A 25,198-nucleotide genomic window follows, 5' to 3' on the forward strand; every position below is an offset into this window, starting at 1 on the left:
GACACGAAACTATCGGCATAAAGGCGGCGCATGCGGCAAATCGTATTCGACCTCGAGACAACTGGATTTAAATTTTCAGAAGGCCACCGGATCGTCGAGATCGGCGGCATAGAACTCGTCAACGGCGCCGTAACCGGGCGTAATTTTCATACTTACGTCAATCCCGAGCGCGACGTGCCCGATGGCGCGTTTCAGGTTCACGGCCTTTCCGCGGCGTTCCTGAGCGACAAACCGTTATTCGCGCATGCCAGCGTTGCGCAGGCTTTTCTGGATTTTGTCGGCGGCGCGCAGCTCGTCGCCCATAATGGCATAGGGTTCGACCTGCCGTTTTTAAACGCAGAGCTTGAGGCGGCCGGCCTGCCCATACTGGACCGCGAAAACATTGTGGATACGTTGCATATGGCGCGGCGCAAATTTCCCGGCGCGCCAGCCAGTCTCGATGCGTTGTGCTCCCGGTTCGGCATCGACACGGCGATGCGTGAACGCGATGGTCACGGCGCTTTGCTCGACTCGCGATTGCTGGCGGAAGTGTATATCGAGCTCACCGGCGGCGCGCAGGCGGGGCTTGATTTCCGGCGCGAAGACAGCCGCCCGGACGCATCAGGCGCGGTCAAGGGCCGGCAACCGGCCAGGCAAAGACCGCAAAAACTGCCGCCCTTGATAACACAGCAGGAAAAACGCGCTCACGATGCATTCGTCGCCGAACTTGGCGAGGGCAGCCTGTGGCGCAATCGCGCCGTCTAACCCGTTTTGTCTAGGATGCTGTCTAGGACGCAGGCGCTGCTTCCGGCGCATTCGCTTTGCGTTGCGCATTCGCGATGTAGATCGCCATAAAATCAATAGGCTCCAGCATCAGCGGCGGGAAATTGCCGTTGCGCGTTGCGTCGGCGACGATCTGGCGCATGAAAGGGAACAAAAGCCGCGGACATTCAACCATCATGACCATTTCAAGCTGGTCTTGCGGCACGTTCTTGATTTCGAAAACGCCTGCATAAGTTGTCTCAACCACGAACATGGGCTCATCTTGCTCGCCGCGATTGGCGCGACCCGCCACGGAAAGCTCTATCTCATACTGGTTGGCGTTGAGCGTGCGGCCCTGAACATCGACGTTCACATCGATTTTCGGCGCTTCATTGGACTGGTAGACCGCCGGTGCGCGCGGATTCTCGAATGACAGATCCTTAACATATTGCGCGAGCACTGTGAGCGACGGCGGGTTGTTCGGATCAAATCCTTGCGGATTGGCGGCATTGTTCGGGTTGGCTGGCGTATCGGACATGTGTGATCGCGTTCCGTCTTGGTCAGGAAAAAAAGGGCTCATACACGCCCAACCGGCGCCCCGCAACCCGCACCGCGCTTACGGGTAAGGCTCGCGCCGCGAGTCCCGCACGACAATGCGGGCGCGGATGCGGGTCAGCGCGTATCGTGCGAGCGCGCGCCGCACCGGCGGCACAAGCAGCGAAAACCCGATGGCGTCTGTTATAAAGCCCGGGGTCATCAAAAATGGCGCCGCGACAATCAAAAGCGCGCCGTCAACAGCGGAATCGATGGGCAAGCGGCCCGTTTGAAGATCGCCTCTGGCGCTGTTGAGGGCCGCGAGCCCCTGCAATCGGATTATGAAGCCGCCAAGAAAGGCGGTAAAAATGCAGGCGGCGATCACAGGAATGATCCCGAATGCGTCGCCTGCGGCCAAAAGCACGTAGATTTCTGCAATCGGGCCGATAATAAACAGTGCAATCAGTGCAAACAACATGGGATCCTAGTGAATTTTATCGTGTTTGCCCCTATATAGGATGTGCTTGAGCAAAATTAAGCTTTTCGAGCCAAAATTGAGTTATGGATCCAGTACTTCTCTTTTTCGCGGGCGTTACGGCGTTCATTATTTTCCGTCTCATTTCAGTCATGGGCACGCGAACGGGTCATGAGCAAAGCAATGACCTGGAGGCTATGCAGCGCGCGGCGCGCTCTCGCGCCGCTGACGAGGCGCATGATGAAGCGCGCGACACAGACCCGCCGCCCGCGCCCAAGCCGGTTTCCACCAATGCGCGCGTGCTGCGCGACGCAGACCCTGCTTTCGATGAAAAGGAATTTCTCGCCGGCGCGAAAAGCGCTTACGAAATGATCGTCGAAGCGTTTGCGTCTGGCGATATCAAGTCTATCAGGCCGTATTTGAATGAGTCTGTATACGGCGCATTCAAGGATGCGGTCGTGGCGCGTGAATCCGCAGGATACACGTCGGATTTAAAATTTGTCGGCATCGAGCATGCGGCGATTGTGGATAGCGCTGTCGATCAGGGCGCGCTGTCTGCGCTGGTAGAATTCGCATCCAATCAGGTTCGCGTAACACGCGATAGCCAGGGCGAAATCATTGACGGCGACCCAAACCGTATCGATCTTGTCAAAGACCGGTGGAAGTTTACGAAAAAACTTTCCAGCCGCGATCCGAACTGGATGCTTGTGGCGACCAGCGGCGCGGCATAAATTCTGATTAGCTTTGACGCCGCCGCAGCAGGTTTTGCGTGATGACTTCGTCCGGAATATGGCTGCGATTCTTCCTGGCTGCATCCGTATTGTTCGCTGCTCTTGTTGCGACGCTGGTGTTCAGCGGTGTCTTGCCGCCCTATTACGACCGTGAATTCTCTCCTGAAGATTTTGGCGAGCCGACCCTGGATTTCCGGCTGATTGAGTTCGATGACCTTGAAGGATGGCGCCGTGACGATCTAGGCGAGGCGCTGGGCGCATTTGTTCGTTCATGCGCTGTCTTTGAGGCTGGCGATCCGCAGGCGCCTGCAAATCCTCTGGAAAATTTAGGGCCGGCGCATGCCGGTGTGTCGCTCGGCGGCGTCAACGCAGACTGGCTGCGCCCTTGTGCGGAAGCCAGAGCGATACTGGTCAGCGCTTATGGCGATCCGGCGGTTCGCCGCGAAGCGCTCAGATCTTTTTTCGAATTTCATTTTCGACCCATAGAGATCGCCGTCAGACGCGCCCCTCGCCCGGACGGGCCGGCGCGGCGGGCGAACCCGCGTATAGAGAAAAAGGGGACCTTTACCGGCTATTTTGAGCCTGTTTATCGCGCATCGCGAGAGCGGACAGACACGCAAAATGCGCCTTTATACCCGCGTCCCGATGATCTGATCGAGGTCGATCTCGGGCAATTCCGGGACGAGTTAAAGGGCGAGCGCATTGCCGGACGGGTCGAACGCGGGCGGCTGCGGCCTTACGCCGACCATGCCGGGATTAACGCGGGCGCTCTTTCAGACAAAGTCGAGCCGCTGGCGTGGCTCGACCCCAACGATCTTTTCTTTTTACAGATTCAAGGATCCGGCCGGCTGGTTTTCGATGACGGCGCCGCCTTGCGCGTTGGGTATGCGGCGCAAAACGGCCACGCTTACACTGCCATAGGGCGCGTCATGGTCCGCGATGGCGTCATGCCGCTGGAAGACATTACGATGCAGTCGATCCGCCAGTGGCTTGCAAATGCAACGCCGGACAGGGCGCGAGTGATGCGTGAAGCGAACGCATCGTATGTTTTTTTCCGTGAGCTGGAAGAAGTTCCGGCCGAGCTTGGCCCGCTTGGAGCGCAGGGCGCGCCGCTGACCGCGGAGCGTTCGCTGGCGGTCGACCGGCGCTACCACACGCTCGGCGCGCCTGTGTGGGTCAATATCGAGCCGGTCGTTGAAGCCGGCGCCAATCCCATTCAGCGCCTGATGATTGCACAAGACACCGGCGGCGCTATTCGCGGTCCTGTCCGCGGCGACGTATTCTGGGGGTCGGGTCCGGACGCCGGCGAGATTGCCGGAGCCATGAACGCAGAGGGTGAAATCGCGGTGCTGTTGCCAAGACGATTAGTGGAACGTCTGGCGCCGTCCCGCTCGGCCGTCACGGCCTGGCGAGACGCGCAATGACGCGCCGCCGGCAAATGTCTGCGGAAGAAGAAGCGCTTTGGCGCAAGGCGACGCGCGATGTCGCCAGGTATGAACCTCAACATGCAACCACCAAAACGATCGTTTCGGAAGCGAACAGTAATGGGCGAGACACTAAACAAACGACGCCAAAGCGGAAATCGGTCTCAAGGCCCGGAACGGTCCGCCCGACGAAAACCATAGACCGGGTCGCATCCGGCGATCCCCGTCTCGACCGGCTCGCCGGCCGCGGCAGGCTGGAAATTGACGCCGTGCTTGACCTGCATGGCCACAGGCAGGCAACGGCGCGCGCAGCGCTGCATCGTTTTATCGAGATCGGCCATGCTCGGGGCGCGAAATGTCTGCTGGTGATCACTGGGAAAGGCGCCGGCGGGAGCGAACCGGCGAGCGGGCGCGGCGTTTTGCGCGCGCGTTTCGCCGACTGGATCAATGAAGACGCGGTGCGCGGGCTCGTGTCACGGGCCGCAAGCGCGCATCAGCGGCATGGCGGCGCCGGGGCGTTCTACGTTTTTTTGAAGCGCTGACTGCAAGGATCAGCCGTTCAAAAGCTTCCAGACGATTAAAATCACGATTGCGGCCGGCAGAAGATAAAAAGCCAAGAGCCGCGAGATCCGGATAAACATGGTTTCGGTAAAGTCGGACGCCCACGCGCCCACGGCTTCATTCCACCAGCGTCGCGGTTTGTGCGACGGCAATTGCGGCTTCGATTTATCATACGGCATGGCCGCCAGAATTGTAACGCCGCGATTTTTCCAGCGCTGGAATGACTTTTTAAGCGCGCCATTAACAACCGATCCGCGCAGCCGCCGGGAGAACATGGCGAACGGTCCAAATGCGAAGTCTTCCGGTTGAAACTCGACATCAAGAATAACGGACGCAGGCCCTGCCCGCTCGCTGTCTTCGTCCATCCGCACAACGGCGTGTCTTACGCCGTAATTGCGCAGATAGTTCTCGATATCGCCGAGCGACGCCGCAGCGCCGTCGCGCCGAAATCGCATGAGCATGCGCACGCCGCGCTCTCCGGTGCTCTGTACGGAGAGCAATATCCAGGCGGCGATCGCGGCAAGGCCGCCTAGCACCATGGCGGACCCGGCGGTGAGGCCGGAAAGCCATGCAAATTCCGGCGGCGGCGCCAGGTCCAGCGGCGCCGAGGTCAGAAGACCGAATACGCCAAGCGCCACCAGCGCAACGGCGACGGCGCCCGCGACAAATCCGAACATTTTCAAAAAGCCTTCGCCAAAGGAACCTGAAGGACTTGATATGGCCTGCATCCGGCGCACCCAATAAGCGGTTTTGGCGTCAGTCGTGCGGTACTTGTCCTCGTAAAGCGTCTGATCCGGATTGTTTTCCACCACCATGAAACGCGTTTTCGTCGGCGGGGCGTCGTCAAAATTGTGGTCAATGATCACATAGTCCGATGAACGCATGGCGACTTCATAAGGCAGCAGCATGCCAAACAGTTTGCTTGTCTGAGATTCCGCGCCAAGGGTCGAATAAAAGCGCGTTTCGCCGCTGATCGGGTCGAACATGGTGTTTGTTTGACGCGCGGTATTGGTTGTTGAGCGGGCAAGCTTGGCGAGCTCGCGATGCGGCTCCACCATTTGCGCCGTTTCATGAACCTCAACGCCGATGGCGCGCAAACCGTCAAGTTTTGACTTGCAGCGTCGCGCCGCTTCCGGGCCGGCGAACACGACGTCAATCCTGTCGCGTATCAGTTTCTGGTCTGACATATCGACGGGCAAACCGGCGCGCGGCGTTTCATTGGCGTAATCGCCGCCGGGCGAATTGCCGCTTTCGGAATCAATGAGCCCCCAATCTTTTCGCAGGCGGCGTTGCAGGGCGGAAAACCCGGTGCCGGGATGCGCCGATTGGATAAGGTCGTAAAGCTGCGATTCGTGAACGGCGAGGCAAAGATTGTCTGTCGCCTCGACCTGTTCCACGCCGAGCAGCGTAAACTGGCTCGCCATCGCGCGTAAGGCTTCGAAATCATATCCCGTGTAAGGATGATAGAAGGGAACGACGGCGAAATCGGCGGAAAGCTGCTTTACCGCCATCAAGGATTGTTCTTTCGTGCGCAGCGGCATCGTATCGGCGAACCGGTAGTCAAACCTGGAATTTGCGCTTGCAGCCTCGAGCTCGCGCTCGGTGCGCGCATTGACAGCGCCCAGGCCGGCGTCAGAAACATTGCCGGCGTCGCGGGCGCGGCGCAGGAAAGTGTCTGTCGCCTGATAGCCAAAGCCCCATTCTTCGCCTGTAAAGGCGATGCGGGGCCTTTTTTTGCCGCTATCGATCTCCGACGCGGCTTTACGGTCTTCGGCTTTTTCTGAAAACCGGGGATCTGCATCCTCGGCGAAAGACATCATGGATCGCCGCTTCCACGTCCGCGCTGCGCCGTCCGCCATGATCAAATCCCCACTTTAAATCCCTCACGAACGCATAGATTAACCTGTCATTAACGATCGTGAAAGCCCGCAATTCGCGGGTTCGGGCGAGAATCAGCGCTTTTGCGCCGAATCCGGCGAATTGGCTGTCGATTCCGCAGCCGATGATGCGCAAATGCAGCGCACGCATATTTTGCTCGAAGCAAAAAAATCGAGCTAAATCAAAGGATATACTTCGATAAATCGGCGTTCTTGGTAATTTTGCTGAGCCTTGCCGTCACATAACCCGCGTCGATGGAAACTGTCTCCCCGTCCCTGTCGGCGGCGGCGAAGGAAATCTCGTCCAGCACCGTTTCCATAATGGTGGCCAGCCGGCGCGCGCCAATATTTTCGACGCCGGAATTGACCTCCGCGGCGGCATCGGCGAGCGCGTCGATGGCGTCTTCTGTGAAATCCAGGGTAACGCCCTCGGTCTCCATCAAGGCTGAATATTGCTTGATCAAGCTTGCTTCCGGCTCCATCAAAATACGGCGCAGGTCGTCGCGCGTGAGTGCGTCGAGTTCAACCCGGATCGGCAGCCTGCCCTGGAGTTCCGGTAAAAGATCGGACGGTTTGGATAGGTGAAACGCGCCGGAGGCGATGAACAGAATATGGTCCGTTTTCACGGGGCCATATTTTGTTGCGACGGTAGCGCCCTCAATCAGCGGTAAGAGGTCGCGTTGCACGCCCTCGCGGGAGATATCCGCGCTCGCCCGATCGGATGAGCGCGCGATCTTGTCGATCTCGTCCAAAAACACGATCCCGTCATTTTGCGCCAGATCGACGGCCTCGCGGCCGATGGCGTCGTCGTCCATCAATTGCTCTGATTCTTCGGCCACGAGCGGGTCATAAGCGTCCTGCACCTTGACTCGCCGCTTGACTTTTGGCGGCTGGAACGCCTTGCCGATCATGTCGGACAGATTGACCATGCCCATCTGCGCGCCGGGCATGCCGGGGATGTCAAACATCTGGTTCGCGCCGCCTTGCGTTTCGCTCAGCTCAAGGTCGACTTCGCGATCGTCAAGCTCGCCCGCGCGCAGCTTCTTGCGAAACGCTTCACGCGTCGCCTCGCCGCCATGTTCGCCGACCAGCGCGTCCAGCACCCGGTCTTCTGCGGCCGCCTGCGCCGCCGCTTTCACCTCTTCGCGTTTACGCTCACGGACAAGGCCCACGGCGATTTCGGTCAGGTCGCGAACGATAGAGTCCACATCGCGGCCCACATAACCGACTTCAGTGAATTTCGTCGCCTCGACTTTCAAAAACGGCGCGCCAGCGAGCTTGGCGAGACGTCTTGATATTTCCGTTTTGCCGACGCCGGTCGGACCGATCATGAGAATGTTTTTCGGCGTAATTTCATCTCGCAGCGGGTCTTCGACGCGACGGCGGCGCCAGCGGTTGCGCAGGGCGATGGCGACGGCCCGTTTGGCGTCTTGCTGGCCGACAATGTACCGGTCGAGTTCCGATACGATTTCGCGGGGAGAAAAGTCTGTCATGATTGTTATTGCTTTGGGTTACTGAACTGCGCCGGAGGATAAAAAGAGCGTATTGGCCTAGAACTCAATGGTTTCAAGCGTGAGGGAATCGTTTGTGTAAATACAAACTGAAGCGGCGATCGCCATAGCTTTCCGGACAATGTCTTCAGCGCCGAGCTCGGTTTCATTCATCAGCGCCTGGGCGGCCGCCCTGGCGAACTCGCCGCCCGACCCGATGCCGGTAACGCCGTGCTGGGGCTCCAGAACGTCCCCCGCCCCCGAAAGCGTCAGCGTCACGTCCTTGTCCGCAACGATCATCATCGCCTCAAGGCGGCGCAGATATCGGTCTGTGCGCCAGTCCTTGGCGAGTTCAACGCTCGCGCGCGTGAGCTGGGCGGGATATTGCTCCAGCTTGGCCTCAAGCCGCTCCAGCAGCGTGAAGGCGTCCGCAGTGGCGCCCGCAAAGCCGGCGATAACTTTATCGCCGCCAAGACGCCGGATCTTTTTTGCATCGCCCTTGACGATGGTGTTGCCAAGACTGACCTGCCCGTCCCCGCCGACGCAAACGACGCCGTTGCGACGCGCCGCAAGAATGGTGGTGCCGTGCATCAAAGGAGGCGTTGAGTGCGTGCTCATAAATATTTACCTGTCAGACAGTACGCTGCGCCGCAATGGACGACTCTAAAGGATTTCAGTAATAGTGATGACCGGCGGGTCATGCCATTTCAGGCGGCGCCCGTCAAAGGAGCGATGGGCATATGAGATCGGCGACAGTAGAGCGAAAAACTCGCGAGACGGATATTTTCGTCGCGATCGAACTCGACGGCGGCGGTGATTATGATATCGAGACCGGCATCGGATTTTTCGATCATATGCTGGAAGCCTTCGCCAAGCACGCCATGATCGATCTGAAGGTGCGCGCGGAAGGCGATCTCCACATCGATATGCATCACACCGTAGAAGACGTCGGCATCGTCATGGGCCAGGCGGTCGCCAAGGCGCTCGGCGATTGCCGCGGCGTTCGCCGGTTCGGCGCGGCGTATGTGCCTATGGATGAAACCCTGTCGCGCGCGGCCATCGACATTTCAAAGCGTCCGTATCTGGTCTGGCGCGTCGCCTTTGCCCGGCCCAAGATCGGTGAAATGGATACTGAACTCTTCAAGGAATGGTTTCACGCGTTCGCGGGCAACGCCGGGATTTGTCTTCACGTTGAAAACCTCTACGGCGAAAATACGCATCATATTATCGAAAGTTGTTTCAAGGCGACTGCACGCGCGTTTCGCGCGGCGCTCGAAATCGATCCGCGCTGCGAGGATCAAACGCCCTCCACGAAAGGCGTTCTGGGCGGCTAGATTTCCCTGATGCAAACTGATCGCGAAGCTGTCAGCCAAACGAGGACTGAAGGCCGCAGTTTATCGTATGAAATACAGATAAACGACAGCAAACACGATGACGATGCCGACAACGGATGTAGCTAGAATATAGCGCACATGATCGCCCGTATGGCCCTGACGAACTTCTTCCGTAGTAAGATGTTCAGCCGCGGGCTTTGAGGTCTCGTCATCAGTAACAGTCATGGTCGCGTCTGTATTTTCCGCTTCGTCCGGCGTTACCGGCGCCGCATCTTCTGGCGCATCAGTTTCATAAGCGCTGGTTGCGGTGCTGCTGCTGTGTTTTTGCTTACGTTGTTCCATACCCTAGAAAACACGATCTCATTGTGTTGGTTCCGGTCTCGCAGCCTGGCTCCGCCTCCTGATCGCTGTATGTCAGAATTGACGCCGCCGCCAATTTCAGGCGAAATTTCAATCGCCTTGAATTTCGCGCTCTCCATGTTGCGTTTACGATTCTTAAAATCGGTTGCGAGCGCCACAAAAATGGAGTTAACTCAGTGAAATTAAAGATAAAATTGTATTTATTGTTGATGGCGGGCGCCTTTTCCGCTCCGGCCTATGGCGGAGAGCTCGCCGGCGCCTGCGTGGAAGCGCTGGAGGCCGACGGACGAGACGCCGCCGGTTGTGCATGCCTTGAAGAGGAGGCGATCGCCAACGATCTGGTCGATGAATTCCTTGCCCTTGGTGAGATTGAGGATCCGGCCGAGCGCTATGCTTCTGCCTCGCCAGAGGCCCAGGCCGCAATGGACAAATGTACGCGTTAAACTTCAGTAAGGAGAAAAACAGAATGCGAACAATCTTTGCCGCCGCCTGCGCTGCGGGTTTTATGGTCTCCCCTGTTCTGGCTGAAAGCGATCTGAAGGCGTATTGCGAAGGCTTCACCACGCAAACCGGCGGGGATCCTTCCGGTTGCGCATGTCTTGCCGACAGCGCGGACGCGGCGATCAGCGATGAACTGATGGCCGTCGAAAGCGAAGCAGACCTTGAAATGCTAAGCCAGGCTTCGAAGGACGCGATTGCAGCTTGCTGGCCTGACGCATGAAGCGTGTGCGCTAAATCTTAAATCTGTAAAATTCGGTCGATCAGCCGCGTTTTTCCGGCGGACGCCGCTATGACAGGCGGCGTTGCCGGTTTAAGAAGCGCGGCATGGCGGAAACTGTCGTTATTATCGATTATGGCTCGGGCAATCTTCGCTCCGTTGAAAAAGCGGTGGAGCGTGCGGCCAGGGAGGCCGGTCTTGCGCGCCATATTGTCGTAACAGACGCTGCAGACGCCATCGCGAAAGCTGACCGGATCATTTTGCCCGGCGTCGGCGCTTTTTCCGCCTGCATGGAGGGGCTTTCGGGAAGTACGGGCGTATTGGAGGCGCTGGAACATGCCGTCCTGGTTGAGGCGCGGCCATTTCTGGGCATTTGCGTCGGAATGCAGCTGCTGGCGACACGCGGGCATGAGTTTGGCCAAAGCGAGGGGCTCGGCTGGATCCCCGGCGAGATAACGCCCCTGCCCCATTCCCCTCAATATCTTTCGCCGCATATGGGCTGGAACGCCGTGCGGTTGCTGGACCACCATACTTTGTTTGAAGGCATCGACGGTGAAGCATTTTATTTCGCCCATTCGTTTGAGTTCACCGTCGAAAACGAAGCGCATCGGCTGGCCGTAACCGATCATGGCGTCGAAGTGACGGCGATGGTCGGCCGGGACAATCTGATTGGCGCGCAATTCCACCCTGAGAAAAGCCAGCGCGCTGGACTGAGTTTTCTCGGGGCGTTTTTAAGTTGGTCGCCCACATGAATTCCAAAGCCCGAAAACTCACGCTTTATCCGGCTATCGATCTGAAAGGCGGCGAATGCGTGCGGCTTTTGCAAGGCCGTATGGACGACGCTACGGTTTACAATAAGGACCCAGCCTCCCAGGCGGCGGCGTTTTCCAGCGCTGGTTTTCAATGGGTCCATATTGTGGACCTGGATGGCGCTTTTGCGGGGGCGGAACGTAACGGCGCAGCCATAAGATCGATTCTCGCGAATGGCGGTGTGAAGGCTCAGCTTGGCGGCGGTGTTCGATCAATGGATGCGGTAGAGCGTTGGATTAATGCCGGTATGACCCGCGTTATTCTTGGTACGGCCGCAGTGAACAACCCTGATTTTGTAAACGAAGCTTGTAAAGCCTATCCGGATCGGATTGTGCTGGGCATTGATGCGCGCGATGGGCGGGTCAAGACAGATGGCTGGGATACCGACAGCGAGAAAACACCGGCCGAAATCGTAGAGCGTTTCGCCGATCAGGGGGCGGCGGCCGTTATCTATACGGATATCAGCCGCGACGGCGCGTTGACCGGGGCCAACGTGGAAGCGACCGCGGCGCTGGCTGCGGCGGCGGCCATACCCGTGATCGCCTCCGGCGGCGTTGCTTCTGTGCGAGATATTGAGGCGTTGCGCGCCGCACACCCGAATATTGAGGGCGTTATTATCGGGCGGGCGCTCTATGATGGCCGTGTTGACCCAAAAGAGGCGCTTGCGGCCGCCGGATAAAGCGGGCTTGGCTGGGTGCGCTTATTCGACCTATCATGAGGTGAGATCGGGTTTGAGTATTTGGGGGCTCGCGCCGACATGACAGCCGGCCGAACGGAATTTGAATTAAAATTCGCCGGATCGCCTGCGGATGTTTCGGCATTGCAGCGAAGCGATTTTATCGCCGCGATTGCGCCAACGGGCGTATGGGAGCGCCTGTCATCCACATATTACGACACGCCGGACGGACGGCTGGCCGCGCAGGGCCTCAGCATTCGCATACGCGAGGAGGGCGGTTCACGGGTGCAGGCGGTAAAAACGCAGGGATCGGCGGTGATTTCCCGAAGCGAATTCGAGTGCAGTGTTGACGATACGCAGGGTTTTCCTGCTTTGACCGGCGTGGGCGCTATCGATGACATGTTGTCAGCCGCAGCGCCGGAATTGGCGCCTGTCGCCCTCATTTATGTAGACAGATGGGCGGCGGAAATTACATTTCGCGAGACGCGTATTGAGCTTGCGATTGATCTGGGGCGCGCCCAGGCTTGTGACGATCAAGGCCATCAACATGCCCAGCCCCTGGCGGAAGTGGAGTTGGAGCTCATTGAAGGGGACCCTTCGCGGGTATTTGATTTCGCCAAACTGCTGATCGCCAATGCGCCGCTGCGCTTTTGCGCCCGGACAAAACTGCAAACCGCTTTATGCGCTGATGGTTCACGAAGCGGCGCGTCGCAGGCGCCGCGCACAGAAATGAACGCCGAGGCGTCCACAGCGGATCTCCTGCAGGAAAGCCTCAATATTCTGGCGGCGCAGATGGCCGAATTGCAGCCGCGCATTATCGATTTACGCCCGGCGGAAGACGTACGCCAGATGCGTGTTGCGCTGCGGCGGTTGCGGTCGATCGAACGCGTGTTCCGGCGATATCTGAAGACCAGCGAGATTGCCGACCTCGCCATGCAGGCGAAATATTTTGCAAAACGTCTGGGACCGGCGCGCGACTGGGATGTTTTTATGGCGGAAACGCTGCCGGTGACAAAGGGCGTGGAGAGTCTGCGCGAGGGCGCCCGGATCATTCAATCGAATGCTTATAAAAGAAGGGCAGAATGCTGGGCGGACGCAGTGGAGACTTTGTCCAGCAAGGAATTTACGATTTTTCTAATTCATCTGGCGCGCGCAGGAACGCTGGCGGACTGGCGCTGCGCCATGAAGAATGACATGGCGAAACCCGCCGCCGCGCTGGCGCCGGAAATCCTGGATCGCGCGCTGAGAAAAACCCGGAAGGCGGCGACACAAACGCGCTTCACTGGCGACCTTACTTCCCGACATCCGCTCCGGCTTGCGATAAAAAAGTTGCGTTACCCGATACAACTATTCAGATATCTCTATCCAAAATCTGATCGAAAACCCTATATGAGCACGCTTTCGGCGCTGCAAAATGCTTTTGGAGCCGTCAATGACGGCGTGACGGCGCAGGTACTGGCTGATGAAGCCGCTATATCCGGAAACGCCAATGTGCAACGCGCCGCCGGCTTCATCGCAGGCTATAAAACGGCGCAAGCAAGATCTGCGGCCGAGTCTGTCGATGAACTCTGGAAAGATTTTGAAAACCTGAAACCGTTCTGGCAGAAATAACCGCGCCATGCTCAATATACGGATAATTCCCTGCCTCGATGTGAAAGACGGCCGCGTCGTCAAAGGCGTCAATTTCGTCAATCTGACGGATGCCGGCGATCCAGCGGCGGCCGCCGAGGCGTATGATCTGGCGGGGGCGGATGAGCTTTGTTTTCTTGACATCTCAGCGAGCCACGAGGGCAGGGGTATTCTGCTCGACAAGGTGTCTGTTGTTGCTGAGCGCTGCTTTATGCCGCTGACCGTGGGCGGCGGCGTCTCTTCGGTAGATGATTTTCGCGCGCTGCTGCTGGCGGGGGCCGACAAGGTGGCCGTCAATACCGCCGCCGTGCGCACGCCGGATCTCATCAACGCTTCGGCGCAACGGTTTGGCGCGCAATGCGTTGTGGTGGCGATTGATGCAAAGAAAACCGGCGATCACTGGGAGATATTCACCCATGGCGGCAGGAAGGCGACGGGTATCAACGCCGTTGACTTTGCAAAAGATATGGCCCGGCGCGGGGCAGGGGAGATCCTGCTGACCTCCATGGATAGAGACGGCGTAAAAACAGGCTACGACATTGCGCTGACGAAGGCCGTGACCGCCGCCGTCGATATACCGGTGATCGCATCGGGCGGCGCGGGTTCGGTGGCGCATCTGGTTGAAGCCGCAAAGGAAGCAAATGCCTCGGCTTTACTGGCGGCGTCCATATTTCATTTCGGGGAAATTACGATTGAGGAAACAAAAGCGGCTTTGGCCAGGGCCGGCCTCGCCGTGCGCCGGTCTCCTCAAGAAGTGATGGAAGCTTAAATTATGACGCATTCTGATAATGATATTGGCGCTGTTTTGAAGCGATTGGAGGCAACGATCGCCGCGCGAAAAGACGCCGCGCAAGAAAGTTCCTACACCGCAAGCCTTCTTGCGGGCGGCGCACAAAAATGCGCCAAAAAATTTGGCGAAGAGGCGGTGGAGGCGGCTTTGGCGGCGGTCGGCGGCGACACGGCGCATCTTACTGAGGAAGCAGCGGATGTGCTTTACCATTTGCTGGTGATGCTGGCGCAAGGCAATGTTTCTCTTGACGATGTCGCCGCATCGCTCGCCGCGCGCGAAGGCTTATCCGGCCTGGAAGAAAAGGCGAGGCGGCCCTGAACGCGGCGAGTCGCCCATCGTATTAGTCCTCTATGCCTGATGGCGTCGCGGTTTGACGCGGCTCATATTGAGCTTCCGCCGCACGCATCTGTCGCGTTCCTTTTTCAATCAGACTTTCGGCGCGCCGGGATTTTGTTCGGCCCTCGGCAAGGCGGGCCTGACCATCCTCAATGAGTTTATCGCCCCTGGTAATTTTGTCAGCGCCTTCCTTCCATTTCTTGTGAATGGACTGCAGCGCATCGATTTCTCTCTTCAGCTGCCCCGGCGTCACCGCTAGACCGAGGCCCTCCACAGCGCTCTCGTAATTTACCTGCTGCGTTTCGACCGTGGCCTGACCGCTGGCGATAAGGTTTTGCCCCTCTCTGACATCGCTTTGCGCGGTGCGGGTCATTTTGTCGGCTTCGCGCGAGAGTTTCTCGCCTTCATCTTGCAACTCTTTTCCGTCCGCCCAGCGTTCCGCCAAAACGCTGTCTGCCGCACCTTGCGCGCCGACCGTCTCTGCAAAGCTGGCTCCGTCATCGTTGCTGGCGCAAGCCGCGGTAAGAAAAATCATACCGCTGACGCCGCGCGTTAGAACAGATGAATTCAATCTCGATGGAAAAAACATAGTAATTCAGATCCTCAAGCATTTGCTTCATTACAAATGTGATAACAATGAAAACGCCAATCCGTTGCGCTTGCAGTCAGATTGTCGCGGGCGTCTGCGTGCGCAAAAGAAAAGCCCCGAACGGGGCTTTTCAATTCTTCGTTATATTGAGGGTCCGTTACCAGCCGCAGGTGCGCCCTTCGTTTTGCTCCTGCAGCCAGGTCATCAGCGGCGTAAAATACTCGACCACCGCAGAGCCGTCCATTTCACGGCTGCCGGTGAAAGCTTCAAGCGCTTCCGGCCATGGCTTGGACTGTCCCATCTCCAGCATGGCGTTGAATTTTTCACCAACTTCCTGTGATCCGTAAACGGAGCAACGATGCAGCGGGCCGTCCCAGCCGGCCTGTTCACAAGCCGCTTTATGAAACTGGAATTGAAGAATATTGGCGATAAAATAACGGGTGTAGGAGACATTGTTGGGAATGTGGTATTTCCCGCCTGGATCGAAATAACTTGAAGCGCGATCTGCGGGCGGGCGTATGCCTTGATACTGGGTACGCAGATCCCACCATCCGTCATTATATGTCGCCGGCGTCAACTCGCCGGAAAAAACCTGCCAGCGCCATTTGTCCATGAGGAGGCCGAAAGGTTGAAAGGCGATTTTTTCAAGCGCTGTCGACATCAACAGGCCCACATCCTTGGAGGCGTCCGGCGCTGTGTCGAGAAGGCCTAACTGGATCAAATAGTCCGGCGTAATCGACAGCGCCACCATGTCGCCAATGGCTTCGTGAAAGCCGCCATTGGCGCCGCCCTGGAAGATCGGCGACTGGTCTTTGTAAGCACGCTGATAATAATTATGTCCCAGTTCGTGATGCACGGTCTGGAAGTCGTCAGCGTTGACCTTGGTGCACATCTTGATGCGAATATCGTCCTGCCCGTCGAGATTCCAGGCCGACGCGTGGCACGCCACTTCGCGATCGCGCGGCTTGGTAATCAGCGAGCGCTCCCAGAAGGTTTCCGGCAGCGGCTCAAATCCGAGCGAGGAGAAAAACGCCTCGCCGGTTTCCACGATTTTGTTGGGATCGTAATTATTTTGCTGCAACAGCGCCTGAAGATCGTAGCCGGGATCGGCTTCGCCGGGCGCAACCAAGTCATAGATGTTCATCCAGCTCTGCGCCCACATATTTCCCAAAAGATCAGCGCGAATCGGCTGATCGACAGGAACAATGTCATCCCCGTATTGCTCATTGAGTTTGGCGCGCACATGGCAGTGCAATTCATCATAAAGCGGCTTGACCTGGCCCCATAAACGATCCGTTTCGGCGGCGAACTCCGCAGGCGGAAGATCGTATCGTGCGCGCCACATGGTTCCGACGTCTTCGAATCCAAGTTCGCGCGCGCCTTCATTGGCGATTTCCACCATGGCGGCGTAATCATCTTTCATCGTGCCGCCGCCGTCTTTTTCGGCGACAGTCACTTCGCGCCATTTTGTCCACATTTCCTCCAGGAACACAGGATTGCGGGACGATCCCATCATCGCTTCAAGATCGACGCGGGGGACAGCGGTTAAGTCAACCTCGGCGTCGGCGCTTTCACCGCGAACTTTTCGCAACTCCGCGGCGATTTCGGCGGCCGGTACGGCGGAGTCGCTTAGATCAATTTTTCCTGTCGCATAAGCGGAGGACATGCGCGTGTTGATTTCGGATAGCTCCTTCGCAGCGCCTGGGCGTTCAGGCGCTGGCAGGTTGAGACCAAGCTTTATAAGCTCGATCTTGCGGCGCATATCGTCGGGCAGCTCCAGATCATTAAAACGTTTTGCTTCATTGGCGAATTTCACGCCCATTTCCGTGCCCTCTGCAGAGACACGCGTATTCAACCAATCCGTATCGTAATTAATATAAGTGGCGTTCACCCAGGCGACCCGCGCCGCGTACTCCCCAAAGTCACGGTAAAACTGCTCAACCCGCTCGATGAATTCCTGTGCGTCCTGTTGGGTAGGCGCCTCTTCGGCGTTGACCTGTGAAGGCGCTTGCTCCGCGCCCGCCGCCGGGGTTGTGGTTTGTGGCGTTGTCGTCTGTGAGGTTGACTCAGAGTCTGAACAAGCGGCCGCGAGCGCGAGGATGGAAACAGCAGCGAAGGCGCGGCGCGTAGATGGATATATCATGAAATCTCCCTTGAATTCACTGGTTGCGGATATACTAGCGACGGCGCGGGCCGCACGCAAAGTGCGAACTGGCGGGCTACAGCTTTTCCGCAATTTTTATGGCCGTGCGGCAACCAAGCCGTATCACGGAAGACAAAACGCGATAGCCGGGCGTTGATTTTGAGCCCTCTTGTTCAGCGGTCGCCTTATGTTCCAGCTCATCGTCGCGAAATTCGCGAATTGTGTCTGCGAGAACGGGTTCAACGCCGTCAAGTTCTACAATCTGCGCAGCATAATGCTTTTCAATGACGTCTTCGACCGCGTCGGTGCAGGCCATGGCCGCTTTGTCGCTCATCAGGGCGGTCGCTGCGCCGAGGCCAAATCCGGCGGCGTTCCATAAAGGCGAAAGCAGAGAAGGACGAATATTTCGGTCTCCAAGGATACGATTGAATGTCGCCAGATGATGCGCTTCGCCCGCTTCCATATGGTTTAACAAAGCCGACATGCGGGCTTTGTGGGGCAGGGCGTCGAAAACCGCGCGCTGACCGCGATAAATGGCGACCGCGCCATACTCGCCTGCGTGATCGACGCGCAGCATTTCAGCGATGCGTTGCGCGCGGGGGCCTGGTTTTTTTACGCCGTCCTCGTTCAACTGGGATCACCCTGTCTGATCCGCCGCGCAGCTCGAGATTCCTGCAGCGCCGCGAATATTGTCAATCCAAACAGCCCGGCGGAAATCAGCATATTATAACCGGCCATTGATACGCCAAAAAACCGCCATTGCACATCTTCGCAGGACGGGCCGGATGCAGGCTGGTCGAGCGATGCGACGATATCGCTCAAATTAGCCGCGCCGCCGCCGGCGCATATGGCCGGTCCCGGCCAATAGCCATATTCAACGCCCACATGAAAAAAAGCGAGGCCAACGCTAACGCTGTAAACAAGCGCCGCCGCACCAACCGCGCTCGCCGCTGCAAGCTGCGAGTTAAACAATCGCGCCAGGATTAATCCGGCGGCGGCGACGGCAAGCGCAGTCCAGTGCGCTTCGCGCTGATCGAGACAAAGGACGCAAGGCGCCAGGCCGCCAACTTTTTCAAATAAATGCGCGCCGGCGATGAGGGCGCCGCTGGTGACAAACGCGATGGCCAGCGCGCGTTCGGTAAACGAAAGATACGTCAAAACTTTGCGCATGATGAACCTATAACGCCGAAGCTGCATGTCGCGGCTAAGGCGGATCGTCACATCTTGAAAGGCGCTAAGCGCCGAGCCAGCCGCGGATGAGCTGCACCGCTTCTGCGCCCAGAAAAACGAGCAGAAACACCCAGATAAAACCGATAATGAGCCCCAGAATGACCAGAAATCCGTCCCGTTCGATGAGGCCCAGCGATGTCACGGCGATCCCGATGCCCGGTATGGTGTTGGTGGAGGGCAGGGGCGTCAGAATTGAGGCGATAGGAACGAGCATCAGCAATCCTACAAGCCGAACCCCGATCCGTCCGGTGACGAAGGCGAGTCTGGGCGATGCAAAACGCTCAACCCAGCCAACATATTTTTCGGCGCGGGAGAGGACGCCCTGAAAGGCGGATACTGAAAAAGAACGCTCGTGAAGTTTTTTGGGCAGCCATGGGTGGCGCCCGCCCGCCGCCATTTGTCCGGCGAGCGCCAGCATCGGCAACGCAACCAGTTGCGGAAGAAGATAAACGAATGGCAGGCAGCACGGCAGGGCGAGCATGAGCAGCAGAAAGCCGAACGCGCGTTCATCCAGACGGTCGACCACATCGCCGAGCTGCGCCGTTGCTGCGTCATCCGGAGCGTTCGGCGCCTCCGCCCCGAGGCCGCCGAGCACATCGTGTAAAACGCGAACGGCGCCGCGTATGGGTCGTTCCGGCTCGTGCGTGTCGCTGATCATAGCGTGGTCCAGCATTTGAAAGTCTCAGCTTGTAAATCCGTTCTGGCCATCACAACAGACCGGTCTTAACAAAACCTCATGCCGCGCGCTTGACCCGGCTGCTTCGCTACCTAATATGCCGCCCGCATCGTCGGCCAACAGAAAATGCCCCTCTGGCGGAACTGGTAGACGCGCTGGATTCAAAATCCAGTTCCTTTTTGGAGTGCCGGTTCGATTCCGGCGGGGGGCACCACGCTTCGCCTGTTGGTCCAGCCACGCAGCTTTAAAACGCTCGGCGCACGGGCGCCATCACACGCTCTTCGGTACAGCGCGCGCCTTCCTCATCAGGCCAATAAAAAACGCCCCATGAAGGGGCGTTTTTATCAAGTCGTTGCAACAGATTTTATTTGCACCGGCCTTTGCGGCGGTCACGTTTGGAACAAGGGCGGTCGCCGCCGTTGTTTTCGATAAAGTTATTGGTGACTTTCGGCTCAAGACCTTCGCGGATGAAAATTGAAAGCCCCTCATTGCCGACAATGTCGTTGTCTTCAATGGCGCCATTCGCGCCGAACGGGATTGCAACGCCGTCGCCCTGATTTTGGGCAATTTCGTTATAGCGAATGAGCGACAATTCCGCGTATTTATCAAGGATAACGCCGGCGCCTTGATTGTTGCGGATCTTGTTGCCAATCAGTTTCGCCGCGCCGTAACCGGACGATTTTACGCCGGAATCAAGATTGTCGAAGATTTCATTGCCTGCGATAACGACGTCAGCGCGGCTGCCGGACGCGATATCGACGCCAACCTTGTTTTGCAAAATCTTGTTATCGATGATGAAGCTTTGCGAAAGCGAATGCGGCTGGGCGACGAAAACGCCCTCCGAGCCTGCGCTGATGCGGTTCTTTTCAAGCATCACGGTGCCGCCGCTGATGCGCACAGCCGGGCGAATGCCTGAGCCGAGAACATCGCTTTCTTTCAGCGTAAATACTCCCTGATCGACATCGATACAGGCGTTGGCGGAAGAGTTGATGCGCGCCTTGAACTGAACATTCGCCACAACGGCGTGGGTCGTGCCCTGCTCAGGCGAAAATCTGAGGCATGGCGCGTTCATCGGCGCCGAAATCTCAACGCCCGAACCCGGTCCGCGATCGCCCTGTATGAAAATCGATTTGTCGAGGGTAATCGATTCATTATAGCGGCCATGCATCACATAGATAACGCCGCCTTCCGCGACGTCATCGATGGCTTGCGAGATCGTTTTATAGGGTCCGGGTCCGTTCGCATCGACGATAATCTGCATCGGCCCTTTTTTGCTTGACCCGCCAGACGTCGATCCGGAGGAAGACGAAGGCGCGCCCGGCTCATGGATAGGGAAACCCCCTAATGATTGGGCGTTTGCGCCGCCAGTAACAATGCTGGCCGCCAGAAGGCCGGCTGCAATCGGGGCGAAATGGTTGCTCGTTGTCAGTCTCATCTCAATTACCCCCTACTGGATATCGCGCGTGTATTCGAAGCTGAGCCGGCGCAGCGCATCATTCGCCGGCTTGTAACCAAGGGCGGACGCCCGGGCCAAATGATAAGCGGATTTACGCTCATCCGGCGCAATTTCATTAAGGCCCGTGGTGCCGTCGCGATAGACGACGCCGAGCGCATAATGAGCGATCGCGAGGTCATGGTCTGCGGCGGCGGTCAGCCAGTTCACAGCCTGCTGGCCATCCTGCTCCACGCCGATGCCGCGGACATGCATGATGCCGTAAACATATTGCGACATGGGATGCTCAGCCCGCGCTGCGTCGCCAAAAAGCTCAACAGTTTGCCGCGGCGTCAGAACGCCTGTCACCACCGCCTGCTTGTCGTCTTCGCTCATATCGAAATCGCGCGCGACCGTAGAATATTGGAAGCGGCGGATAGCGGCCCTGGTCGATGGGCCAAGTCTGTTATCCACGCCGCCGGCGCGGAAGCCGAGCGCATTCAGCGAGCGTTGAATCAACTCCACATCGATATCGGAAACCGCTTCGAGCGCATCGGCCATGCGGATTTCTTCGAGCTCTTTTTTCAAGCGCTCAAGTTCTTCCTGCTGGCGGGTTTTGCCGGTGTGCTCCGGCGGCAAGGGCGGCTGCCATTCATCGGCGTTCTCAAGCGCGACTTTAACTTCTTTTGCGTTCATCAGCGGCTCGAGAAATTCATAGGCGGCGCTTGCTTCACCGACGCCGCGTTCTTTGGCGAGGGCGTACATTTTCAGCGCCTTTACGTTGTCTTTTTGAAGCCCGGCGCCTTTTTGATACATTTCGCCAAGACGGTAGATGTCATAAGCGCTGCCGGCCTCGAATGTCCGCGAGATTAGGTCTTCCGCCTTGTCGACGTCGATCGAGCTCATGCGGAAACGGATATCGGTAAGACGGGCTTCGGCGAGAATTTGCGCATTGACCTCTTCGGCTGTGGGAAGTTGGTATGCGGAAAAATCATGATAGGCGGCGAGGGTGTACCACAAAAGCGCCTGCACATTGTCGACGGGGATTTCTTCCAGCGGCGTCGCGGCGCCGGACGAAACTTCAAGCGATTTACCGGAATAAACATCGCCGAGAATTTTCTTGGAGCGAACATCGCCCGCGACCGCAAAGCGGCGCCAAATATCGAGCGCCTGCGAATATTGACCGTTCTTATAGGCTTCCAGACCGGCTTCGTATGTCGCGTGCGCCGGCGCCGCCGCGATCGCCAGAATGGATGCAACCACAAGGCCGCCTACAAAGCGGCGCGCTCTACCAATCAGCATTTTTGGATCTCTCTTCATATCCCCGGTTCCCCTCAACAGCACACCCGAACCCGCAAGTTCGCGGAGCGCTTACTGCGCCGCTCCGCCCGCTACCGGCCTCGGCGATACGCCCTCATTAAAGCACGCATTGCTGCGCTTCTCCACATTAACCTTTACCATTAAGGAAATCAAAAGGGCGCCCCCGCCGCCCCAGCCGCCTTAGGATTTCAGGCAAAATTTGAGGGTTATTCTTATGGATTTGGGCCGCGCGTGACCAGAAAGACGCAGACTGGCCTGTCCGGCTTCCCTTCATCGGGTTTTTTCTCCACTTTGTGGCCTGCCTCACGGCAAAAATGGGGAATGTCCAGCGCCGCCAGGGGATCGTCGGCGCGTACAAGCACCTGATCGCCCGGCGTCATTCCCCGCAGCGCCGCTTCCGTGCGGATCACCGGCAGCGGGCAGCGGTAGCCGGTGAGGTCTAAAATCATAATCAAATCAATTTCTTATCGTGTTTTAGGAAAGCAGAAACGCACAATCTGCAGGCGCGCTTGATGATATGCAGCCTCGCAAGCGTCAAACGGTTATCGTCGGGAAAACATAAAAAAAACCCCCGCTAGGATAAGCGGGGGTTTTTGGTGATAAAATTAGTCGTTTAGAACCTGAAGCGCGCAGTGATTCCATAAGTTCTCGGCTGCGTGAGGAACGCGTCATAGCTACCCGATTGCAGAGGCGCATCGAAAGCAACCTGGTAAATATCCGCATCAGTCAAGTTGCGGACAAAGGCTTCGAGCTCAAATCCCGTTTCCTGCGTAACGATCCCGATCGACGCGTTTGCGATAATGAATGCGTCCTGCGTTTTCTGAGGGTCGAGATCGGAACCTGTATTGTATTCTGAACTATACCGCGCGTTCCAGTTCATGAAGATGTCCCAGTTCGTATCCCACAACTGCTCCTGGAACGTCATGGCGGCGGTGGCGGACCATTTTGGCGCCAGGGTTATTTGGCGACCGTCCAGCAGTCTGCCGTCTGACGATGTGATCGGCGTGCCGCCGGCGGCGATAATGGGTGCGCTGACGTTGTCTCCGTAACGCGTGTTGGCGTAAGTAACGCCGCCCTGCAGAAAAATTTGCTCAGTCGCCTGGGCGAGGAAATCGGCTTCAAAACCGCTTGATTTTACTTTGGCGATGTTCTGCACAACGAAGCTGATACCGTTGAACGTGTTCAACTGGTAATCGTCATACTCGGCGTAGAAGCCGGTTACGTTAAAAGTGGCGTCGCCGTTCAGCAGCGTTGATTTAAAGCCGGCTTCGTAATTGATGACAGTTTCTTCGTCGAATTCCAGAGATGGGCCCGTTATCGACGTCGGCATGCCCGTAAGGAGCCCGCCGACAATAAGCGGCCCGCCCGCGCGATCGAAATTGTACCCGCCGGCTTTGTAACCGCGCGCCGCGCCGCCATAAAAGCTGACATTGTCGCTCAGGGCGTAACTTAGTTTTGCGTCCCAAGTGAATTCGTTTTCCTTGCGCGTGTCGTCAATCGTTGTATCTGCAAACGGCGTAACGTTCAAAAGACAAGCAAGAACGGCGGTGGTTTGCGCCGCAGGGCCAGTAACAATGTCTACTGCAAGCGCGTTTGGCGGCATCATCGCCGCTGTTGCGCCAAACACGCCGACAGTCGCCGCGCAGCCATTGTTGGAAGACGTCAATACAGCATTGAAATCATTTTTTTCGTGCGTGTATCGCGCGCCGAGCGTAATGGCCAGACGGTCGGTCACGTCAAATGTATTATTGGTGAAGGCTGCAAATGATTGGGAATCCGAAACAAACGCGTCATCTTCCGCTGCGCCGGCGAATACCGTTCCGGGCATCATGCCCGTTAGCGCTGCGTAGGAGAAGGTCCCGGCAGCCGGGTCCATGGCGGCGGCCAATGCGCCGTTGACGAGCTGGTCGGCGAAAAATTCATAGTGAACGCCGTAGCTTAATTGATCCCTCAGCGTCACTTCTTCATCAGAGAAGTAACCGCCGATAAGCCAGTCCAGCGCCCCGGCCTGGCCATTGAGGCGCAATTCCTGAGTGAATGTTTTGTACCCATTCACAAAGCCGTTTTCCGGACGGTACGCAATGTCGGCGCGCGTGTAGTCGATGTCTTGAGAACGCGCCACCTCGAAATCGCGATAGCTCGTCACGGAGACCAAGCTTGCGCCGCCAAGATCCAGCGTAGCTTGCAGCGACGCGCCCCATTCTTCGATATCCTGTGTGTAGCTGCGGCCGTCCGTAACGCCGGTTACGCGTTCAAATGGATCGCTCGGCCGCAAGGCAAGATCGCCGCCTGACAAGGCATCGATAATTGCGCCGGTCGGACCATTTACAATATTAACGGCGGCGCAGCAGACTTCATCGCGCTCTGAATAGTCGCCAATGAGCCGAACACTCAGCGCGTCATTGGGCTCGAACAGCAATTGACCGCGCAGGCCGAACTGATCCCGGTCATTGTAATCGTCGCCGGTCACGACTTCCGTTAGAAACCCGTCGCGATTTTCATAAAAGCCATTAATGCGGGCGGCGAGAACATCTTGAACGAGCGGCCCGGTAAGGGCGCCTTCGAACCTGTTGCCGTCAAAATTGGAACGGGTGTATTCGCCATATCCCCCGAATTCATACTCAGGCTGTTTTGTGCGCACGATAATGGCGCCCGCGGACGAATTCCGGCCGAAAAGGGTCCCTTGCGGCCCTCGCGCGACTTCGATGGCTTCGATTTCACCAAGGTCGCTGAGCGCCACCGAGTTCCGGGAACGATAAACTTCATCAATGAAGACCCCGACAGAGGATTGCAGACCAGGATTGTCGCCGACGGTGCCGACGCCGCGAATGCGGGCGTTCACGCCCACAGCCTCAGACTGGGTGGCCACCACAACGAGACTTGGCGACACAATGGAAAGCTCGCGAATGTCCGAAACACCCGATTTTTCAAGGAGATCGCCAGAATATGCCGAAATCGCGATAGGAACATCCTGAATATTTTCAGCGCGTTTGGTTGCTGTCACGACAATCTGATCTGCAATGCCTTGCGCCGCGGCGGCGCCCGGCAATGTCATGGCGGCGGCGATTGCAATAGCGGATGCTCTGACGGCGTAGCCGTTTTTCATTGGTAACCTCCCTGTACGCGCTTTGGTGTGTCCAAGCGTCGATTCGTATAACGGGAGCGATGATGACGGAGAAAACCGGTCCCGCCAACGGCTTTACGCAGCACAAAGCGCCAATAACGCCGGTCAGGGAATTGATTAGCGGCGCAATACTGGGCGGGTGTTGCGCATTTTCAACAAAAGGGCGGGCGATAGGCTAGTCAAAAAGCTGGAATTTTA

The 25,198-nt window shown here is 57.6% G+C and carries 27 protein-coding genes and 1 tRNA gene; 13 read left to right on the top strand and 15 right to left on the bottom strand.

What is annotated here, in order from left to right:
- The first annotated feature begins 30 nt into the window (after positions 1–30).
- Positions 31–744 (top strand): DNA polymerase III subunit epsilon, encoded by a 714-nt coding sequence (gene dnaQ / locus ACQK2Q_RS14830; RefSeq protein WP_425410521.1) that lies wholly within the window; start codon positions 31–33, stop codon positions 742–744.
- A gap of 22 nt (positions 745–766) precedes the next feature.
- Here the strand turns inward: dnaQ and secB are convergent, their stop codons facing one another.
- The gene (gene secB / locus ACQK2Q_RS14835; protein ID WP_425410522.1) at positions 767–1,279 is read right to left on the bottom strand and encodes a protein-export chaperone SecB; all 513 of its coding nucleotides are present in this window, start codon (positions 1,277–1,279) and stop codon (positions 767–769) included.
- Positions 1,280–1,357: 78 nt separating this feature from the next.
- Positions 1,358–1,753, bottom strand: coding sequence for an FxsA family protein (locus ACQK2Q_RS14840; RefSeq protein WP_425410523.1), 396 nt, complete (start codon positions 1,751–1,753; stop codon positions 1,358–1,360).
- An 83-nt stretch (positions 1,754–1,836) separates the two neighbouring features.
- On the opposite strand from ACQK2Q_RS14840, the gene ACQK2Q_RS14845 reads away from it, so the two are divergent.
- The 3 genes from ACQK2Q_RS14845 to ACQK2Q_RS14855 are packed head-to-tail and all read left to right on the top strand — an operon-like array spanning position 1,837 to position 4,447.
- The gene (locus ACQK2Q_RS14845; protein WP_425410524.1) at positions 1,837–2,481 is read left to right on the top strand and encodes a Tim44/TimA family putative adaptor protein; all 645 of its coding nucleotides are present in this window, start codon (positions 1,837–1,839) and stop codon (positions 2,479–2,481) included.
- A gap of 41 nt (positions 2,482–2,522) precedes the next feature.
- Positions 2,523–3,905: a murein transglycosylase A gene (gene mltA, locus ACQK2Q_RS14850; protein WP_425410525.1), complete on the top strand. Its 1,383-nt coding sequence runs from the start codon at positions 2,523–2,525 to the stop codon at positions 3,903–3,905.
- Positions 3,902–4,447 carry a Smr/MutS family protein gene (locus ACQK2Q_RS14855; RefSeq protein WP_425410526.1) on the top strand — a complete coding sequence of 182 codons (546 nt, stop codon included), beginning with the start codon at positions 3,902–3,904 and terminating at the stop codon, positions 4,445–4,447. Before mltA ends, ACQK2Q_RS14855 begins: the two co-directional genes overlap by 4 nt.
- Positions 4,448–4,456: 9 nt before the next feature.
- Here ACQK2Q_RS14855 and ACQK2Q_RS14860 read toward each other — a convergent pair whose 3' ends face one another.
- The 3 genes from ACQK2Q_RS14860 to hslV form a co-directional block, all read right to left on the bottom strand.
- Positions 4,457–6,325 (bottom strand): hypothetical protein, encoded by a 1,869-nt coding sequence (locus tag ACQK2Q_RS14860; RefSeq protein ID WP_425410527.1) that lies wholly within the window; start codon positions 6,323–6,325, stop codon positions 4,457–4,459.
- Between the two features lie 200 nt (positions 6,326–6,525).
- Complete coding sequence (gene hslU, locus ACQK2Q_RS14865) at positions 6,526–7,836, bottom strand: ATP-dependent protease ATPase subunit HslU (RefSeq protein ID WP_425410528.1); 1,311 nt, start codon at positions 7,834–7,836, stop codon at positions 6,526–6,528.
- 57 nt (positions 7,837–7,893) lie between these two features.
- The gene (hslV, locus tag ACQK2Q_RS14870; protein ID WP_425410529.1) at positions 7,894–8,451 is read right to left on the bottom strand and encodes an ATP-dependent protease subunit HslV; all 558 of its coding nucleotides are present in this window, start codon (positions 8,449–8,451) and stop codon (positions 7,894–7,896) included.
- A 122-nt stretch (positions 8,452–8,573) separates the two neighbouring features.
- Here hslV and hisB point away from each other — a divergent pair, with 122 nt between their 5' ends.
- Positions 8,574–9,167, top strand: a complete 594-nt coding sequence (hisB, locus tag ACQK2Q_RS14875) for an imidazoleglycerol-phosphate dehydratase HisB (protein WP_425410530.1) — start codon at positions 8,574–8,576, stop codon at positions 9,165–9,167.
- 60 nt (positions 9,168–9,227) lie between these two features.
- Here hisB and ACQK2Q_RS14880 read toward each other — a convergent pair whose 3' ends face one another.
- Positions 9,228–9,509, bottom strand: a complete 282-nt coding sequence (locus ACQK2Q_RS14880) for a hypothetical protein (protein WP_425410531.1) — start codon at positions 9,507–9,509, stop codon at positions 9,228–9,230.
- Between the two features lie 194 nt (positions 9,510–9,703).
- Between ACQK2Q_RS14880 and ACQK2Q_RS14885 the strand changes: the two genes are divergently transcribed.
- From ACQK2Q_RS14885 to ACQK2Q_RS14915, 7 genes are all read left to right on the top strand, one after another.
- On the top strand, positions 9,704–9,970 hold the full coding sequence (locus ACQK2Q_RS14885) for a hypothetical protein (protein ID WP_425410532.1): 267 nt from the start codon (positions 9,704–9,706) through the stop codon (positions 9,968–9,970).
- A gap of 23 nt (positions 9,971–9,993) precedes the next feature.
- The gene (locus ACQK2Q_RS14890) at positions 9,994–10,248 is read left to right on the top strand and encodes a hypothetical protein (protein WP_425410533.1); all 255 of its coding nucleotides are present in this window, start codon (positions 9,994–9,996) and stop codon (positions 10,246–10,248) included.
- A 104-nt stretch (positions 10,249–10,352) separates the two neighbouring features.
- Positions 10,353–10,997 (top strand): imidazole glycerol phosphate synthase subunit HisH, encoded by a 645-nt coding sequence (gene hisH, locus ACQK2Q_RS14895; RefSeq protein WP_425410534.1) that lies wholly within the window; start codon positions 10,353–10,355, stop codon positions 10,995–10,997.
- Positions 10,994–11,734 carry a 1-(5-phosphoribosyl)-5-[(5-phosphoribosylamino)methylideneamino]imidazole-4-carboxamide isomerase gene (gene hisA / locus ACQK2Q_RS14900; protein WP_425410535.1) on the top strand — a complete coding sequence of 247 codons (741 nt, stop codon included), beginning with the start codon at positions 10,994–10,996 and terminating at the stop codon, positions 11,732–11,734. Before hisH ends, hisA begins: the two co-directional genes overlap by 4 nt.
- Before the next feature lie 78 nt (positions 11,735–11,812).
- Positions 11,813–13,342 (top strand): CHAD domain-containing protein, encoded by a 1,530-nt coding sequence (locus tag ACQK2Q_RS14905; RefSeq protein WP_425410536.1) that lies wholly within the window; start codon positions 11,813–11,815, stop codon positions 13,340–13,342.
- A gap of 7 nt (positions 13,343–13,349) precedes the next feature.
- Positions 13,350–14,129 carry an imidazole glycerol phosphate synthase subunit HisF gene (gene hisF / locus ACQK2Q_RS14910; RefSeq protein ID WP_425410537.1) on the top strand — a complete coding sequence of 260 codons (780 nt, stop codon included), beginning with the start codon at positions 13,350–13,352 and terminating at the stop codon, positions 14,127–14,129.
- A 3-nt stretch (positions 14,130–14,132) separates the two neighbouring features.
- Entirely contained in the window at positions 14,133–14,468 is a 336-nt protein-coding gene (locus tag ACQK2Q_RS14915) for a phosphoribosyl-ATP diphosphatase (RefSeq protein WP_425410538.1), read from the top strand.
- Positions 14,469–14,490: 22 nt separating this feature from the next.
- Here the strand turns inward: ACQK2Q_RS14915 and ACQK2Q_RS14920 are convergent, their stop codons facing one another.
- From ACQK2Q_RS14920 to ACQK2Q_RS14940, 5 genes are all read right to left on the bottom strand, one after another.
- Entirely contained in the window at positions 14,491–15,021 is a 531-nt protein-coding gene (locus ACQK2Q_RS14920; protein WP_425410539.1) for a hypothetical protein, read from the bottom strand.
- A 211-nt stretch (positions 15,022–15,232) separates the two neighbouring features.
- The gene (locus ACQK2Q_RS14925; protein WP_425410540.1) at positions 15,233–17,218 is read right to left on the bottom strand and encodes a M2 family metallopeptidase; all 1,986 of its coding nucleotides are present in this window, start codon (positions 17,216–17,218) and stop codon (positions 15,233–15,235) included.
- Positions 17,219–17,294: 76 nt separating this feature from the next.
- The gene (locus ACQK2Q_RS14930) at positions 17,295–17,849 is read right to left on the bottom strand and encodes a demethoxyubiquinone hydroxylase family protein (protein WP_425410541.1); all 555 of its coding nucleotides are present in this window, start codon (positions 17,847–17,849) and stop codon (positions 17,295–17,297) included.
- A complete protein-coding gene (locus tag ACQK2Q_RS14935; protein ID WP_425410542.1) occupies positions 17,846–18,388 on the bottom strand; it encodes a disulfide bond formation protein B in 543 nt (180 codons plus the stop codon). The genes ACQK2Q_RS14930 and ACQK2Q_RS14935 overlap by 4 nt, the downstream gene beginning before the upstream one ends.
- Before the next feature lie 64 nt (positions 18,389–18,452).
- Complete coding sequence (locus ACQK2Q_RS14940; RefSeq protein WP_425410543.1) at positions 18,453–19,121, bottom strand: exopolysaccharide biosynthesis protein; 669 nt, start codon at positions 19,119–19,121, stop codon at positions 18,453–18,455.
- Between the two features lie 131 nt (positions 19,122–19,252).
- On the opposite strand from ACQK2Q_RS14940, the gene ACQK2Q_RS14945 reads away from it, so the two are divergent.
- Positions 19,253–19,338, top strand: a tRNA-Leu gene (locus ACQK2Q_RS14945).
- Positions 19,339–19,488: 150 nt separating this feature from the next.
- Here ACQK2Q_RS14945 and ACQK2Q_RS14950 read toward each other — a convergent pair.
- The 4 genes from ACQK2Q_RS14950 to ACQK2Q_RS14965 all read right to left on the bottom strand — a co-directional run bounded on the left by ACQK2Q_RS14950 (position 19,489) and on the right by ACQK2Q_RS14965 (position 24,982).
- The gene (locus tag ACQK2Q_RS14950) at positions 19,489–20,559 is read right to left on the bottom strand and encodes a right-handed parallel beta-helix repeat-containing protein (protein ID WP_425410544.1); all 1,071 of its coding nucleotides are present in this window, start codon (positions 20,557–20,559) and stop codon (positions 19,489–19,491) included.
- A 12-nt stretch (positions 20,560–20,571) separates the two neighbouring features.
- Positions 20,572–21,876 (bottom strand): peptidoglycan-binding protein, encoded by a 1,305-nt coding sequence (locus ACQK2Q_RS14955; protein WP_425410545.1) that lies wholly within the window; start codon positions 21,874–21,876, stop codon positions 20,572–20,574.
- Positions 21,877–22,088: 212 nt separating this feature from the next.
- Complete coding sequence (locus ACQK2Q_RS14960; protein WP_425411173.1) at positions 22,089–22,325, bottom strand: sulfurtransferase TusA family protein; 237 nt, start codon at positions 22,323–22,325, stop codon at positions 22,089–22,091.
- A gap of 164 nt (positions 22,326–22,489) precedes the next feature.
- Positions 22,490–24,982, bottom strand: a complete 2,493-nt coding sequence (locus ACQK2Q_RS14965) for a TonB-dependent receptor (RefSeq protein ID WP_425410546.1) — start codon at positions 24,980–24,982, stop codon at positions 22,490–22,492.
- Positions 24,983–25,198: the final 216 nt, after the last annotated feature.

The organism is Hyphococcus sp. (assembly GCF_965228385.1).
GTDB lineage: Bacteria > Pseudomonadota > Alphaproteobacteria > Caulobacterales > Parvularculaceae > Hyphococcus.

Excerpts from the sequence above, each read along its gene's own strand:
- dnaQ (WP_425410521.1), top strand. The coding sequence starts at position 31 with ATGCGGCAAATCGTATTCGACCTCGAGACAACTGGATTTAAATTTTCA.
- secB (WP_425410522.1), bottom strand. The coding sequence starts at position 1,279 with ATGTCCGATACGCCAGCCAACCCGAACAATGCCGCCAATCCGCAAGGA.
- ACQK2Q_RS14840 (WP_425410523.1), bottom strand. The coding sequence starts at position 1,753 with ATGTTGTTTGCACTGATTGCACTGTTTATTATCGGCCCGATTGCAGAA.
- ACQK2Q_RS14845 (WP_425410524.1), top strand. The coding sequence starts at position 1,837 with ATGGATCCAGTACTTCTCTTTTTCGCGGGCGTTACGGCGTTCATTATT.
- mltA (WP_425410525.1), top strand. The coding sequence starts at position 2,523 with ATGACTTCGTCCGGAATATGGCTGCGATTCTTCCTGGCTGCATCCGTA.
- ACQK2Q_RS14855 (WP_425410526.1), top strand. The coding sequence starts at position 3,902 with ATGACGCGCCGCCGGCAAATGTCTGCGGAAGAAGAAGCGCTTTGGCGC.
- ACQK2Q_RS14860 (WP_425410527.1), bottom strand. The coding sequence starts at position 6,325 with ATGGCGGACGGCGCAGCGCGGACGTGGAAGCGGCGATCCATGATGTCT.
- hslU (WP_425410528.1), bottom strand. The coding sequence starts at position 7,836 with ATGACAGACTTTTCTCCCCGCGAAATCGTATCGGAACTCGACCGGTAC.
- hslV (WP_425410529.1), bottom strand. The coding sequence starts at position 8,451 with ATGAGCACGCACTCAACGCCTCCTTTGATGCACGGCACCACCATTCTT.
- hisB (WP_425410530.1), top strand. The coding sequence starts at position 8,574 with ATGAGATCGGCGACAGTAGAGCGAAAAACTCGCGAGACGGATATTTTC.
- ACQK2Q_RS14880 (WP_425410531.1), bottom strand. The coding sequence starts at position 9,509 with ATGGAACAACGTAAGCAAAAACACAGCAGCAGCACCGCAACCAGCGCT.
- ACQK2Q_RS14890 (WP_425410533.1), top strand. The coding sequence starts at position 9,994 with ATGCGAACAATCTTTGCCGCCGCCTGCGCTGCGGGTTTTATGGTCTCC.
- hisH (WP_425410534.1), top strand. The coding sequence starts at position 10,353 with ATGGCGGAAACTGTCGTTATTATCGATTATGGCTCGGGCAATCTTCGC.
- hisA (WP_425410535.1), top strand. The coding sequence starts at position 10,994 with ATGAATTCCAAAGCCCGAAAACTCACGCTTTATCCGGCTATCGATCTG.
- ACQK2Q_RS14905 (WP_425410536.1), top strand. The coding sequence starts at position 11,813 with ATGACAGCCGGCCGAACGGAATTTGAATTAAAATTCGCCGGATCGCCT.
- hisF (WP_425410537.1), top strand. The coding sequence starts at position 13,350 with ATGCTCAATATACGGATAATTCCCTGCCTCGATGTGAAAGACGGCCGC.
- ACQK2Q_RS14915 (WP_425410538.1), top strand. The coding sequence starts at position 14,133 with ATGACGCATTCTGATAATGATATTGGCGCTGTTTTGAAGCGATTGGAG.
- ACQK2Q_RS14920 (WP_425410539.1), bottom strand. The coding sequence starts at position 15,021 with ATGATTTTTCTTACCGCGGCTTGCGCCAGCAACGATGACGGAGCCAGC.
- ACQK2Q_RS14925 (WP_425410540.1), bottom strand. The coding sequence starts at position 17,218 with ATGATATATCCATCTACGCGCCGCGCCTTCGCTGCTGTTTCCATCCTC.
- ACQK2Q_RS14935 (WP_425410542.1), bottom strand. The coding sequence starts at position 18,388 with ATGCGCAAAGTTTTGACGTATCTTTCGTTTACCGAACGCGCGCTGGCC.
- ACQK2Q_RS14940 (WP_425410543.1), bottom strand. The coding sequence starts at position 19,121 with ATGCTGGACCACGCTATGATCAGCGACACGCACGAGCCGGAACGACCC.
- ACQK2Q_RS14950 (WP_425410544.1), bottom strand. The coding sequence starts at position 20,559 with ATGAGACTGACAACGAGCAACCATTTCGCCCCGATTGCAGCCGGCCTT.
- ACQK2Q_RS14955 (WP_425410545.1), bottom strand. The coding sequence starts at position 21,876 with ATGAAGAGAGATCCAAAAATGCTGATTGGTAGAGCGCGCCGCTTTGTA.
- ACQK2Q_RS14960 (WP_425411173.1), bottom strand. The coding sequence starts at position 22,325 with ATGATTTTAGACCTCACCGGCTACCGCTGCCCGCTGCCGGTGATCCGC.
- ACQK2Q_RS14965 (WP_425410546.1), bottom strand. The coding sequence starts at position 24,982 with ATGAAAAACGGCTACGCCGTCAGAGCATCCGCTATTGCAATCGCCGCC.